Annotated in this window: 10 protein-coding genes; 4 read left to right on the plus strand and 6 right to left on the minus strand. The window is 38.8% G+C overall.

The window, feature by feature from the left end; translation table 11 throughout:
- Positions 1 to 13 precede the first annotated feature (13 nt).
- Together FEE95_RS04430 and FEE95_RS04435 are read left to right on the plus strand one after the other, a co-directional pair.
- On the plus strand, positions 14 to 4,342 hold the full coding sequence (locus FEE95_RS04430; protein WP_138656613.1) for a CusA/CzcA family heavy metal efflux RND transporter: 4,329 nt from the start codon (positions 14 to 16) through the stop codon (positions 4,340 to 4,342).
- A 35-nt stretch (positions 4,343 to 4,377) separates the two neighbouring features.
- Complete coding sequence (locus FEE95_RS04435) at positions 4,378 to 5,511, plus strand: efflux RND transporter periplasmic adaptor subunit (protein ID WP_138656614.1); 1,134 nt, start codon at positions 4,378 to 4,380, stop codon at positions 5,509 to 5,511.
- Between the two features lies 1 nt (position 5,512).
- Here FEE95_RS04435 and FEE95_RS04440 read toward each other — a convergent pair whose 3' ends face one another.
- Positions 5,513 to 6,334 (minus strand): ZIP family metal transporter, encoded by an 822-nt coding sequence (locus FEE95_RS04440; protein WP_138656615.1) that lies wholly within the window; start codon positions 6,332 to 6,334, stop codon positions 5,513 to 5,515.
- Between the two features lie 2 nt (positions 6,335 to 6,336).
- On the minus strand, positions 6,337 to 6,993 hold the full coding sequence (locus tag FEE95_RS04445; protein ID WP_138656616.1) for a metal-dependent transcriptional regulator: 657 nt from the start codon (positions 6,991 to 6,993) through the stop codon (positions 6,337 to 6,339).
- A 64-nt stretch (positions 6,994 to 7,057) separates the two neighbouring features.
- On the opposite strand from FEE95_RS04445, the gene FEE95_RS04450 reads away from it, so the two are divergent.
- Together FEE95_RS04450 and FEE95_RS04455 are read left to right on the plus strand one after the other, a co-directional pair.
- Positions 7,058 to 9,361 carry a TonB-dependent receptor gene (locus tag FEE95_RS04450; RefSeq protein ID WP_394347952.1) on the plus strand — a complete coding sequence of 768 codons (2,304 nt, stop codon included), beginning with the start codon at positions 7,058 to 7,060 and terminating at the stop codon, positions 9,359 to 9,361.
- A 41-nt stretch (positions 9,362 to 9,402) separates the two neighbouring features.
- The gene (locus FEE95_RS04455) at positions 9,403 to 10,554 is read left to right on the plus strand and encodes a lycopene cyclase family protein (protein WP_138656618.1); all 1,152 of its coding nucleotides are present in this window, start codon (positions 9,403 to 9,405) and stop codon (positions 10,552 to 10,554) included.
- On the opposite strand, the gene FEE95_RS04460 is transcribed toward FEE95_RS04455, so the two are convergent.
- The 4 genes from FEE95_RS04460 to FEE95_RS04475 form a co-directional block, all read right to left on the minus strand.
- Positions 10,551 to 11,525, minus strand: coding sequence for a polyprenyl synthetase family protein (locus FEE95_RS04460; protein ID WP_138656619.1), 975 nt, complete (start codon positions 11,523 to 11,525; stop codon positions 10,551 to 10,553). The two genes, FEE95_RS04455 and FEE95_RS04460, sit on opposite strands and share 4 nt — an antisense overlap.
- A 102-nt stretch (positions 11,526 to 11,627) precedes the next feature.
- The gene (locus FEE95_RS04465) at positions 11,628 to 11,876 is read right to left on the minus strand and encodes a hypothetical protein (protein WP_138656620.1); all 249 of its coding nucleotides are present in this window, start codon (positions 11,874 to 11,876) and stop codon (positions 11,628 to 11,630) included.
- A 7-nt stretch (positions 11,877 to 11,883) separates the two neighbouring features.
- A complete protein-coding gene (locus FEE95_RS04470; protein WP_138656621.1) occupies positions 11,884 to 12,174 on the minus strand; it encodes a Bor/Iss family lipoprotein in 291 nt (96 codons plus the stop codon).
- Between the two features lie 21 nt (positions 12,175 to 12,195).
- On the minus strand, positions 12,196 to 14,580 hold the full coding sequence (locus tag FEE95_RS04475; protein ID WP_138656622.1) for a TonB-dependent receptor: 2,385 nt from the start codon (positions 14,578 to 14,580) through the stop codon (positions 12,196 to 12,198).
- Between the last annotated feature and the right edge of the window lie 232 nt (positions 14,581 to 14,812).

Raw genomic sequence — 14,812 nt, forward strand, 5'->3', positions numbered from 1 at the left:
ATTTATTTGGATTATGCTTTCATACATCATTAATTTCAGTATTCGGAACAAGTTTATTGTATTCCTGTTTACCCTATTCATTGTAGGCTTCGGATTGTATTCATTGACTCAAATTCCAATTGGGGCGGTTCCCGATGTAACCAATAATCAGGTTCAGGTCATCACTACCTCAAGGAACCTTTCCACTCAAGATATGGAGCAGTTCATCACTTACCCTGTGGAACTTGAAATGGCTAATTTACCAGGTGTTCAAGAGATTCGTTCTATTACCAAGTTCGGACTTTCAGTGGTAACTGTTGTCTTTGATGACGACTTAGGTACTTACTTGCCCCGACAGTTGCTGGCGGAAAAAATCAAATCGGCTTCCGAGAAAATCCCTAAAGGTTTTGGTACTCCTCAAATGGGTCCAATTACGACAGGGCTTGGCGAAATTTACCAATACATCCTAGATGTAGAGCCAGAATATAAAGACCGTTACACAGCCACCGATTTACGCACCATTCAAGATTGGGTTGTGAAGCGCCAACTCTCAGGCATTTCTGGAGTAGTAGAAGTAAATACTTGGGGTGGATTTCTAAAGCAGTTTGAAGTTGCTATCAAGACGGAAAAACTCAATGCCATGGGCATAACCGCCCAACAAGTATTTATGGCCTTGGAAAAGAACAATAGTGTAGCTGGTGGAGGTTACATAGAAAAGGTAAATCAAGCCTATTTTATTCGCGGGGAAGGCTTGGTCGAAAACTTTGAGGATATCAATAACATTGTCGTCAAGACTAATGAGGGCATTCCAGTTTATATCAAAGATTTGGCTGAAGTGGGCTACGGTAGCGCTATTCGCTTTGGAGCTATTACAGGAAACGGAGAAGGTGAAAAAGTATTGGGTCAGGTGATGATGCTGAAAGATGCAAACTCCAAAAAAGTTATTGACGCAGTAAACGAACGGGTCGCTTCTATTTCAAAATCACTCCCGGAAGGGGTTTATATCAATCCGATATTAGATAGAAGTACACTCATTGCGAAAACAACCTATACCGTAACTGAAAATCTAATTCTAGGTTTTCTGATTGTCATTTTTGTGGTGGTACTTTTACTCGGAAATATACGTTCCGGCCTCGTGGTTGCTTCGGTGATTCCTTTATGCCTGCTCTTTGCACTCTCCTTGATGTATATTTTTGGAGTTGATGCCAATCTCATGAGTTTAGGGGCAATAGATTTTGGAATCATAATTGACGGAGCCGTTATTATTGTTGAATTTATTGCCTTTCAAATGATGGTCAAAAGTTCGGAGCTTTCATCTTTGGAACCAAAGGAATTACAAGTGGAAAAAGATACCATAACCGAAAAAAGTTCCTCTAAAATGATGAACTCTGCCATCTTCGGGCAACTGATTATCCTAATTGTTTTTATCCCTATTTTGGTCCTTAGTGGAATTGAGGGTAAAATGTTCAAACCCATGGCATTGACCTTCAGCTTTGCCTTAATCGGAGCGATGGTACTTTGTTTCACGTATGTTCCTGTAGTTGCCTCACTTTTCTTAAAACCCGAGAAACCCTCTGAGAAAAACATTTCGGTTCGGTTAATGCGATGGCTGAATGTCCGTTACGACCCAATAATCGATTGGGCTTTGAGAAGTAAAAAGTTGGTCCTAGGCATGGCTACTCTACTTTTATTATTGGCAATATTCATATTTTCAAGGATGGGTGGTGAATTTGTGCCCACCTTGGATGAAGGGGATTTTGTGATTCAACCTGTCCTGAAAACAGGAACTTCTTTGGGTAAAACTGTAGAAATCACCACCAAAATAGAACAAATTTTGTTGGAGGATTTCCCAGAAGTTGAACAGGTAGTCACGCGTATAGGAGCCGCTGAAGTTCCTACCGACCCTATGTCGATGGAAGAAAGCGATGTCATAATAACTTTAAAGCCTAAAAACGAATGGGTTTCTGCGGATAGTAAGGACGAACTAGCAAATAAGTTCAAAGAGGCCATGGCGATTATTCCAGGAATGGAAGTTGAATTTACCCAACCCATTGAAATGCGATTCAATGAGCTCATTTCAGGAGTTCGGTCAGATGTAGCCATTAAGATTTTTGGGGATGACCTTGAGGTATTAAGCAAAAAAGGGAATGAAATCAAAACCCTCATCGAAAATGTTGAAGGTGCTTCAGATATTTCCGTGGAGAAAATCGTTGGACTCCCAGAAATGAACGTTAAATATAATCGTGCAAAAATTGCCCGTTATGGACTTAACATTCAAGACCTCAACGACATGGTTTCGATGGGTTTTGCAGGGAAAACCGTAGGTAGTGTATTCGAGGGTGAAAAGCGCTTCGATTTGGTCGTTCGGTTAGCTTCTGAAAATCGAAAAGACATTGACAATCTTAAAAATCTGTATGCGGATATTCCTTCAGGAGGGAAGATTCCTTTAAGTGAATTAGCAGAGGTGAGTTATCAAAAAGGGGCTGCCAAAATCTCCCGCGATGACACGCGACGAAGAATCGTAGTAGGCATCAATGTTCGCGACCGTGATTTACAGTCCGTTGTGGATGATGTACAACACCTAATCGATGAAAACATAAAACTTCCGGTAGGATATAACATCACTTACGGAGGGCAATTTGAAAACCTGCAAAGTGCTAAATCACGTTTGCTGGTCGCTGTTCCAATTGCGCTTTTGCTCATTTTTGTATTGCTCTATTTTGCTTTCAAATCCGTTCGGGAAGCGCTCCTGATTTACTCCGCAATCCCTTTAGCGGCGGTTGGAGGTGTTCTCTTACTTTGGATTCGTGGCATGCCCTTTAGCATCTCCGCAGGCGTTGGTTTTATTGCCCTTTTCGGAATAGCGGTGCTAAACGGAATTGTACTTATTGAACACTTTAAGGAACTCAAAAAACAACATTTCAATGATATGGAAACCCTAATTAAGCAAGGCACAAAAGACCGATTGCGTGCCGTTTTATTGACCGCTTCCGCTGCAGCTTTAGGTTTTCTGCCTATGGCAATTTCAACCAGTGCCGGAGCCGAAGTCCAGCGGCCGTTAGCTACAGTAGTTATTGGTGGTCTTATTACGGCTACACTTTTGACCTTGATTGTACTTCCTGTGCTATACGCTTTATTTGAAAAAGGGAAAAGTGGTGCTTCAAATAAGAACATCAATACGGTTCTCATACTTATCGGACTCGCATTTACATCAATAGGAAACGCCCAAGAGAATCCGAAAGATTTAGAAGAGCTCATCAATTTGGCCATTGAGAATAATGCAACCTTGAAAGCAGCAAGTTTGACTATGGAACGTTCGGAAGCCTTGTTGGGAAATGCATTTGATTTCGATAAAACGGAATTGTATTACAGTTATGACCAGAACAATTTAACTATTGGCAATCTACCTCTAAATGTGTTAGGCATTCAACAAGATTTTTTATTTCCAACGGTATATTTTGCCAAACGAAAAACGCAGAAAGCCAATTTTGCACTAAGTTCAAGTAATTATGCAGTGCAAGAAAAAGCCCTCAAACGTGAAGTGACTTTAGATTATTACCAATATCAATATGCAAAGGAGAAGGAAAATATCTATTTGCGTTTGGATAGTCTTTACCGAAATTTCGCTCACATGGCAAAGCGTCGTTTCGAGTTGGGAGAAACCAATTATTTGGAAAAAATAACCGCTTCTTCAAAACAACGCAAGTTGCAAATTGCACTGGAACAAGTGCAGGAAGATGTGTCCATAGCATACAATGAATTGATATCCAAAATTCAAATACCGAGTGGTATGATTATTAACTATGAGCTCATCGGAAAAATCCCCTTAAACGTTGTAAACATTAACGAAACAGTCGAAATGGATTTTTCTAGAAACATGATTGACCTAGCCTACGCACAGCGCAAACAAGAGACACAACAGTTACTACCAGATATCAGTTTGAACTATTTTCAGGGAACGAATAGTGCCGTAAATGGGAACTTAATCGGCTACCAGGCCGGACTTAAAATTCCACTATTATTTTCAGGGAATGCCTCCCGAATCAAAGCATCTAAAATTGCTGAAGAAATCGCTATTGAAGAATCAAAAGCTTTTGAAATAAGATTAAAAACAAGATATACAGAATTACAATCGCAATATGAAAAATTTGCTAAGGCTTTGGACTATTACGAAACCGAAGGCAGTGAGCTATCAGAAGAAATTCTGAAGACGGCAGAGCTGAGCTTTAGAAATGGGGAAATTGATTTTTTCCAGTATATACAAAGTATCGAAAATGCCTATGAAATTCAGTTGGACCGACTTGATAATTTAAATCGGTATAATCAAACAGTCATTCAATTGAATTATATCACTATAAATTAGATTAGCGGCCAAGAACCCAATCAAAATATAACAACATGAAAAAAGGATTCATAATACTACTTGCTTCACTCAGCTTTATGTATGGTTGTGGTGAGAAGAAATCTGCAGAAACTACAGTTTCTGAAAACCAAAACGCTGACGGAACCATATTACTCTCCCACCAACAATTCGAAAATAGTGGTATGACTTTGGGAAGTCTCGAGGAAAAATCATTTCCGCTTACTATTCAAATCAACGGAATGATTGATGTTCCTCCTGAAAACAGAGCTGTGGTAAGTGCTACTATGGGAGGGTATATTAAAAAAACACCTTTGCTTATTGGTGACGTAGTTAAAAAAGGGCAAGCCTTGGTAACCCTCGAAAACCCTGAATTCGTGACACTTCAGCAAGAGTATATGGAAATTAAGCAACAGTTGACCTATTTAAAAGCGGAGTATGACCGACAGAAAACGCTAAAGGAAGAAAATATTACTTCTCAAAAGAGTTTTCTAAAGGCGGAAAGTGACTTCAAAACGTCCAACGCTCGATACAACGGACTTAAAAAACAATTAACCATGCTAAATATTTCGCCCGTACATGTTGAACAAGGCAATATCAGCTCCACTGCTTCGGTTTTTGCCCCAATTGGGGGTAGCATTACTCAAGTTAATGTTAATAAGGGCACCTATGTTTCTCCCGCCTCTCCAATTTTGGAAATCATAGACAATGACCATATTCATCTTGAACTTTCGGTGTTTGAAAAAGATATTATGAAGGTTAAAAAAGGTCAGCCAATCCAATTTCGTATTCCTGAAGCATCGAAAGAAATATTTCTAGCGGAAGTTTATTTAATTGGCACTTCCATCAATGAAAACCGTACCATCAAAGTACACGGGCACTTAAAGGAAGAAAGCGAAAACAACTTCTTGACAGGAATGTTTGTAAATGCAGAAATTATTACAGAAAATAAAAGCGCAAAAGCCCTACCGTCTGATGCTGTTGTCGAACAAGATGGGGAATTCTATGTTCTTCGGATGCTTGAAAACACTTCTGGGGGTTACTCATTCGAATCGATTGAAATCCAACCAGGAAATGTAGCCAACGGTTTTACAGAAATCAAGAATGCCGATTCTCTTTCGACTTCAGACAGTTTTTTAACGAAAGGTGCTTTTGATGTTTTTGGGGAGTAAACTATCCTAAACCAACATCCAATGCCATCATGACAATGAAGCCTCCTATAAAGCCCATTACTGCAATATCGGAATGTTTGTCTTGTTGCGTTTCGGGAATCACTTCTTCCACCACTACAAAAATCATAGCTCCTGCAGCAAATGAAAGTGCATAGGGTAAAATGGGTTGAAAAGTAATCACTGCCCATGCGCCAATAACAGCCGCAATTGGTTCTACCATAGCGGAAGCCTGACCATACATAAAGCTTCTTCTCCTTGTAAGGCCTTGTCTTCTTAACGGCATCGAAACGGCGAAACCCTCTGGAAAATTCTGTAAGCCAATGCCCAAAGCCAAAGCAACAGCACCACCGATTGTAGCACCATTAAATCCGGCAGCAACTCCACCGAAAAGTACGCCTACCGCCAAACCTTCGGGAATGTTGTGTAATGTGATTGCCAAAGTCAAAAGTGTGGTTTTGTGCCAGGGCGTTTTGATACCTTCGGCCTCGCCTTCCTTAAAGTTGATATGTAAGTGGGGTAAAATCTTGTCTAATCCAAAAAGAAAAAGTGCCCCCAGTAAAAATCCAACCGCTGCAGGAATCACTTTTACAAAACCCTCTCCAGGACTCATTTCAATCCCAGGTGCCAATAGACTCCAAAAACTGGCTGCTACCATAACACCACCAGTAAAACCAAGCATTCCATCCATCACTGAGCGTCTGGGGTTCTTGAATAAAAATACCAATGCGGCACCCGCAGCGGTTAGGCCCCACGTAAAAAGAGTGGCATAAAATGCGGCTAAAATAGGGTTTATGGACTCAAAATAATCGACTACTTCTTGCATGGCTATTCCGTTATTTTCAAATACAGGTTAGTGGCTATTTGGCTAGAAATATGAATGGTTCTTTCTTTAATTTGTATATCAATTGAACCATCAAATTCTTCTTTGTCGAGAACAAGAATTGTGTCTCCCAAAGCAATTTTATTTTTGTCTAAAAACTTTAGAAACGGTGGGGAAGAATCCTTCACACCGACACAGATTCCACTTTTACCGATAGGGACCTCATTCAACAGTTTCTTGATGGCTTTTTTGAATTCACCTTTTTTCGAAGGAATAGGGTCACCATGCGGGTCTACTTGTGGAAAGCCAAGATGTTTATCAAGTTGGTCGACCAACTTTTCACTTTTGATATGTTCCAACTGTTCAGCTACCTCATGTACTTCATCCCACGAAAAATCAAGTTTTTCAACAAGAAAGACCTCCCATAAGCGATGCTTACGAACCAAGGAAAGCGCAATTTTTTGGCCATATTCAGTCAGACTAACTCCCTTATAGGGCTTATAATTAGCCACCCCCTTTTCCGAGAGTTTCTTCACCATATCTGTAACCGAAGAAGGCTTGGTGTCCATTTGTTCCGCCACAGCATTGGTAGAAACAGTCGTGTTCTCTCCCTTGCCTAGGTGGTAAATCGCCTTGATATAGTCTTCCTCAGAAAGTGTCATAAAATCAAAATATCAACAAAAATACATTTTTATATATAAAAACAAATATTTAGCTTTGTCTAAAATTATTTTTTTAATACCCAAAAAAGGAAATTTGATTTATAATAAAATAAGCCTTCTACTTTTTTTGCTGTTTGGCCTAGGTTTTACCTCAATCCAAGCGCAACAAGGAGAAATTAGCGGTGTTATAGCCGATGACCTAACGGTTATTCCCTTTGCCAATGTATATTTAGAAGGAACTACTATAGGCACTTCTTCTGATGAAGATGGAAAATATAGTTTAAAGAATATCCCAGAAGGTAAGTACAAACTACGCGTGAAAGTTTTAGGATATCGTGATTTTTCTAAGACTATTTCTGTTGGTTCAAATGAGCGACTAACTATTCCCATTCAAATGATTGCAGCTTCGGAGCAATTGGAAGAAATGGTAGTTTCAGGAACTTTAAAAGCAGTAAGTCGTTCTGAGAGTCCGGTGCCTGTGGAAGTGTATAGTCCGACTTTTTTGAAAAAGAATCCCACTGCTAGTATTTTCGAAGCTTTACAAAATGTGAATGGTGTCCGGCCCCAAATTAACTGTAATGTTTGTAATACCGGTGATATTCATATTAATGGCTTGGAAGGTCCGTATACCTTAGTTTTAATTGATGGGATGCCCATTGTAAGTGGTTTAGGAACGGTTTACGGATTATCAGGAATTCCAAATTCCCTAATTGAACAAATCGAAATTGTTAAAGGTCCAGCCTCTAGTTTATATGGAAGCGAGGCAGTTGGCGGACTAATCAATGTTATCACCAAAAACACTTTAGAGGCTCCTGATTTTGCCGCAGATGCCTTTCTTACTGGATGGGGAGAATACAATCTTGACCTTGGTGCCAAAATTGATGTCGGCAAAAAGACCGATTTGCTGTTGGGTGTAAACTACTTCAATTATGACCAACTGATTGACAACAACGGTGATAATTTTACCGATTTAACCCTTCAAGACCGCATCTCTGTTTTTCAAAAATGGAGTTTTCTACGCAAGGACAATCGCATCCTCTCTCTGGCAGGTCGCTTCTTCTATGAAGATAGATGGGGCGGTGAACTACAATGGACACCCGAATTCAGAGGTGGTGATGAAATTTATGGTGAAAGCATTTATACAAGACGTTGGGAAGTCTTGGGCAAATACCAATTGCCTGTAAAAGAAAAGCTGTTACTTTCTTTCTCGTATAACGACCATGCACAGAACTCCGTTTACGGCAATGTCCCCTATCTGGCAGATCAACGCATCGGCTTTACACAATTGACTTGGGATAAGAAAGTGGGCAATCATGATGTTTTGGTTGGTAGTGCTTTGCGATATAATTTTTATGACGACAACACTCCGGCAACCGTTTCTGCTGATGAAGTAGTTATTCCCAGTCTGTTTGTACAAGACGAAATTAGTCTAGCCAAAAAACATTCCCTTTTATTGGGAATGCGGTATGACTACGACAAACGCCACGGAAACATCTTTACCCCCCGAACCGCCTACCGATGGAAAATGACCGACAATGACATTCTACGACTGAATGCGGGTACCGGTTTTCGCGTGGTGAATTTATTTACAGAAGACCACGCAGCGCTTACAGGGGCACGTGATGTGATTGTAACCGAAGAGCTCGAACCCGAACGCTCTTTCAATTTGAACCTGAATTATTTGAAAAAGATTTATAGTGAAAACGGCACGTTTGCCAGCGTCGATGCTTCTTTATTCTACACCAATTTTAGTAATGCCATTCTCCCTGATTATGATACGAATCCCAATCAAATTATCTATGACAATTTAAACGGAACCTCTATTTCTCAAGGAATAAGTGCAAATATCGATGTCGTGTTTCCCTCAGGGTTTAAATTTTTAGTAGGAGCCACCTTTCAAGATGTAAAACATACTGAAAATGGTATTTCAAGACGTCAAATACTTACCGAGAGCTATACAGGAACTTGGAATTTCGGTTACAACTTCAGAAACCTAAAATTAAGTGTTGATTATACGGGAAACCTATATGGTCCAATGCGTTTACCAACTTTAGGTGAAAGAGACCCTCGTAGCGACTTTTCACCTGTTTGGAGTATTCAAAACATACAATTCACCTACAAGGGGATAGGTGATTTTGAGTTTTATGGCGGTATCAAAAACTTGTTAGATTGGACACCGAACAGAGGTAACCCATTTATTATAGCCCGTGCCAATGACCCTTTTGATAAGAATGTGGTTTTTGACAACAACGGTGATGTGGTCCCTACAGCAGATAACCCAAATGCTTTAACTTTTGATCCTTCTTACGTTTACGGTCCAAACCAAGGTATTCGCGGATTCTTCGGAATGCGCTATCGATTGAACTAGTTAATACTTATTTTTGAAAGAATTAACGCAATCTACTTTTTTTGAATAATTCCTCTCATTTTGATTTTATCATAATTGGTGCCGGGGCTGCGGGATTAATGTTGGCCGATGCTATGATTTCCGATGATTTCTTCAAGGGAAAATCTATCCTCCTCTTAGACAGAGACACCAAGCAAAATAACGACCGTACCTGGTGCTTTTGGGAAAAGGGAGAAGGGCAATTCGATGCGATAGTCCATAAAAAATGGAATCATATTTTTTTTGGTGGGAAGCAATTTTCGAATCGGTTTAATATCAATCCATATACCTACAAAATGGTTCGAGGGATTGACTTTTATAATTCCCTTTTGCAACGAATAGAAGCTCATCCTGGAATTGCTTTCAAGCAAGCTGAAATTCATGATGTATCAGATGATGGTAAAATTGTAAAAGTTTCTACCTCACATGAAACATATTTAGGAGTAAAGGTCTTCAACAGCATTTTTAACTATAGAATGGCTAAGCATCAAGAAAAGTATCCAGTGCTCCAACAGCATTTTATAGGATGGTTTGTAAAAACTCCGAAACCTGTTTTCGATGCTGACCAAGCCACTTATATGGACTTTTCAATTGAACAAAAAGGAAATACGCGTTTTATGTATGTATTACCGACTTCAGAAAATGAGGCACTTATCGAGCACACCCTGTTTTCCGAGGATTTATTGCCAAAGGAAGAATACGAAACAGCCATAAAAGAATATCTGCAAAAGGAATTGGACACTACGGACTATGAAATCATAGAAACCGAAATGGGTAGTATTCCCATGACCTGTTACGATTTTAAGGAGCATCACACGCAAAACATGCGCTATATTGGCACTGCGGGTGGTTGGGCCAAACCAAGTACAGGATATACCTTTGCCAGTACGGCAAGAAAAATTCCAGTATTACTCGAGTATATCAAAACTGGAAAACCTTTGAACAGTTTGGGTTTCAAAAATCGATTTTGGTTTTATGACCTGTTGTTTTTAGATGTGCTCTATAAAGACAATTCAAAAGGCTATCACATCTTTGAAACCTTATTCAAGAATAGGAATCCTAAGCTGATTTTTAAGTTTTTAGACGAACAAACCAACCTTTGGGAAGATATCAAATATATTTCGGGCTGTCCGAAAAGGACATTTATAAAAGCACTATTTCGCAGATTGTTCTAAACCTTTCTCCGCATTAAGTTCTCTCCAAATAGATGAAGCAATTTCTTTTTATCATCAGATATTTTTAGGGCCTCAAGAACTGCAAAGGCTTTTTCTGTATACGATTCTATTTCAACTTGCGTACGATTTGTAGAACCGCTTTCCGTGAAAATTGCTTTGATTGTTTTTATCTTATCAGAAGGGTCTTCAGGTTGAATGGAAAACAAATCTGAAAGTTCTTTCTTTTGAATCGCTGTACCCATTTCCAATGCTTTCAAGTATAAAAAGGTCTTTTTGTTCTCAATGATATCACCTCCTACCTGTTTTCCAAAGGTTTTAGGATCTCCGAAAGCATCTAAATAATCATCTTGAAGTTGAAAGGCGATACCCAAATTCCGACCGAATTCATAAATACTACCCTGGTCTTCAATAGATGCTTGAGCGATTATACCGCCCATTTTTAAGGCCGCTGCAACCAAAACCGCAGTTTTGAATTCAATCATTTTCAAATACTCCCCTTGAGTGACATCATCACGTGTTTCGAAGTCAACGTCATATTGTTGGCCCTCACACACTTCAATGGCAGTTTTACTAAATAATTTGGCCAAATCTCGGAAAATCTCACCTTCATAATTCTCAAACAATTGATAGGCATTGATGAGCATCGCATCACCTGAAAGTATTCCCGTATTGATATCCCATTTTTCGTGAACCGTTTCTTTACCCCTGCGTAAAGGAGCATCATCCATAATATCATCATGAACTAAAGAAAAGTTATGAAAAACCTCAATTGCCAAAGCTGCATCAAGTGCCTTTTTATAATCCGTTCCAAACACTTCGGTTGCCATCAGAACCAGCACGGGGCGTAAACGTTTACCGCCTAAGCTCAATATATAAGTAATAGGTTCATAAAGGTTAATGGGCTCTCTAGTAGCGGTTTTGGACTCTAAATACGAAATGAATTCATTTCGATAATGTTCGATTGAATGCATGCAGCAGATTTTCTTCAAAAATACGTCCAAATTACGAAACTGTTATCGGTAGACCTGATACTATGGAAATTTTCGAAAATAATGAAACAAACAACCTAAATACTAAAATAGCTCAACACATTCAAAGCCGAATTTTTTCAGTTCTTGAGCTAAAAAGTTGTTCACAACAATATTGGCATTAATCCGTAATATATTGTCTATATCTTCGAGATCAAAGTTCCACTTGTTTTTTCCAACAATGAGATTCAATATATCTTCAACCATTCCTATCTCATCTTCATTCGCAATGGTAGTCTTAAAAATAGAAATCTCCGTTTGGTTGATAAAAACGTTTACTGTTTTCTCGCTCATAATATTCTTATCTGGTTACAATGGTTTGGGTCGGAGTATAAATACCTAAGGTAAGTACTGCTAATACTATATTTCCAAACGTTTGTTTGGTAGAAACCGTATAGTCATTAGCTGAACCCGCCATTTCTTCAGGATTGCAGGAATCATCCTTGACAGTTCCAAAGAACATATGGTGATTCAATTCTTTAGCATATGAAGTGCCTTGAGCACCTTTACCAACTATTTGTTGACTTGAAGAACATGAAGCAAATAAGAACGTTATTGCGGCGATTGTGGATAATTTAGTAATACGTTTCATGATTTTATATTGAGTTATTAATTAAAATTGAAGGCGATATCCGAAATCAGGAAAGAAACCAATTTGATTTACCTGATCTATATTATTGGTTTGGCGATTATATCTTCTAGCAAATACATTTTCATTCGACGTAACATTTTGCAGGTCTAAATAAATTTGATGAGAGCGCTTTTTTACTTTACCATTAAGTTTAATACCAAATTTCACGTCCCACCTGAAATAGGTATCGTATTGAGCACTATATGTCAATCCTTCTCTTAGCACTTCAAAACCAGCTTCTTGTGATGCTTGTAAATCAACTGGTGTATAATAACGGCCTCCTGAAGAAGTGAGCCTAGTATCAATGAAAAAAATATTTTTACGTGTCCGTCCCACTTTAAATTCCCTTCCCCCTAAAAGATTTACGACGTACCCGTTGTTGAAGGGCGAGTTGCGTTCAAGACCATCACTCGCGGTGTATTTACTTTCGAAAAAAGAACCGGTAAATAGGCCGTAATACCCTTTGTTAAAAAATCTCTCCAGTGTGAATTCAATACCGGTATTGAATCCCGTACCGTCATTCACCAACGAAACGCGATTATTATCAAAAATGAAATTAGCACCTTCTGTTAAGGTTGAGTAGCCAGAAGCGAAGGGTTCAACACCCGCCTTGTCTATATCTTGATAGTACAACTCTATTTTACCTCGCCAACTACTGTTCAGTTTTACGTCGTAACCCAATACAAAATGGCTACTTCTCATAAAATCCAAGTCCTTGTTGGTCTGCACTAGTTGTACATTAATTTCTTCATTCAAGAATAACAACGGAAGCGCTATTGATTGTTGATGAAGTCCGTAACCAAGGTTGATGGTATGTTTGGGCGCAACCTGATAAGTCAGAGAGCTTCTGGGCTCTAGGACAAATTGTTTGTTAAGTCCACTATATTGAGCATGTACCCCCCCATTGATAGTCAACTGTTCAGAAAGCCGATACTGTATATGGGCATAGGGTTGAATCAGTAGTATATTTTCGTCGATATCACGGAACGTAAAAAAATCTGGGTCACCATCAGCATTATTATCGGGTTGTTTATTTCGATCTTTTAAAAGGTACTTTACATTAAAGTTTTCCACCAGGGTACCTATTCTAAGTGCGCTTTTGTTGTTTAGTTTTGAATTGAAAAGAGTGGAAAAAGTAAATCGAGTTTCTGAATTATCAACCTTAGCATATTGAAGAAGGCGTTCGTCAGATGTTTCTTTGTCTATATAACGATCTATATTAAAATCATTTCCTGAAAAAGACCCAGAAATTATTGATCGTAAATAAGAATTTTGACCCAATTGCAATTGATGTTTCAGTCCAAGTACACCAAATCGAGATTTTGCCGTTGTGTTTTCATCTGCAGCAGCAAAAAGATCATCTTCATTAATTTCATTTCCTAAGAATTCAATATCTGAGTTGCCCATAATACCAAATATGGAAAATCTACCGAGTGCGCTTTTTCCAAAATTAAGATGAATAGATAGGTCACTATAATTGGGCGTGGCGGATGTACCACCTGCACCAACTCCCAAAAGGCTAATAAGCGAATATCGCCCAGCGATTAAAAAAGAACCCTTATTTTTTCCCAAAGGACCTTCTGCCATGGCTTCTACGCCAGTGAAAATCCCAGTTTGAAAGGTAAATTCGTATTTATCAATGTTACCGTTTCTAAAACCTAAATCAAATACACCACCAATGGCATTCCCATATTCAGCTGGAAACGCCGAGGTCAAAAAGTCAGAATTTTTCAACATATTGGGATTCAAAGCAGAAACCGGACTTCCGGTGGTACCTGCCGTACCAAAGTGATTTGGACTAGGAATAGGAATACCTTCTAGGCGCCATAAAAGTCCGGTTGGCGAATTTCCACGAACTACAATATCATTACGACTATCATCTGGCGAAGATACTCCAGCAAAATTAGCTGCCAATCGACCTACATCACTTCTTCCACCAGAAAATCGCGTAACTTCCTCTAATCCAAATTGACGGGTAGAAACGGTTGCAAGTTCATTAATCGGTTTCTCCTTATTCATATTTGAAGTAAGGACTACCTCATCCAATTGATTAAATGCTTCTGTCAATCCAATATTTATAAAAACATCTTTACCAGAAGTGACTTCTATATTTGGAATAGTATAAGGCTCATAGCCCAAATAAGTTATCAGAATAGCCTGTCTTCCTACTTGTACGTTATTCAAAGTAAACCTTCCGTCAAAATCAGTAATAACTCCAGTGGTTTCACTGGCGTTAAGAAGTTCGACCACTGCTCCAATTAAGGGGCTTTCAGATTGCTTGTCATAAATGATACCTTTAATTGTGCCGGTTTGGGCAATAATGGGCGATATGCCTAATAAGATGAAGTAGAGGGCAATTCTTTTCATTAATTGGTTTATTTTTTTCATCAAAGATGTTGAATTGAATAAACCGAGTAGGGCCAAATAAAAGGAACTGACTAATTAGGTGTTGAATTGTTAAGAAAGACTTTAAGAGTAAGTAACAGATAATTAAGAAGCTGCATTACATTCTAAGATGAATATATACAGTTCAACATGTATTTTCTCAATTGAACGCGAGCAACTGCCATAAAACAGATTACTTGGGTATCTTTAAAAA

Source organism: Maribacter algarum (ex Zhang et al. 2020) (genome assembly GCF_005885635.1).
Classification (GTDB): Bacteria; Bacteroidota; Bacteroidia; order Flavobacteriales; family Flavobacteriaceae; genus Maribacter_C; species Maribacter_C algarum.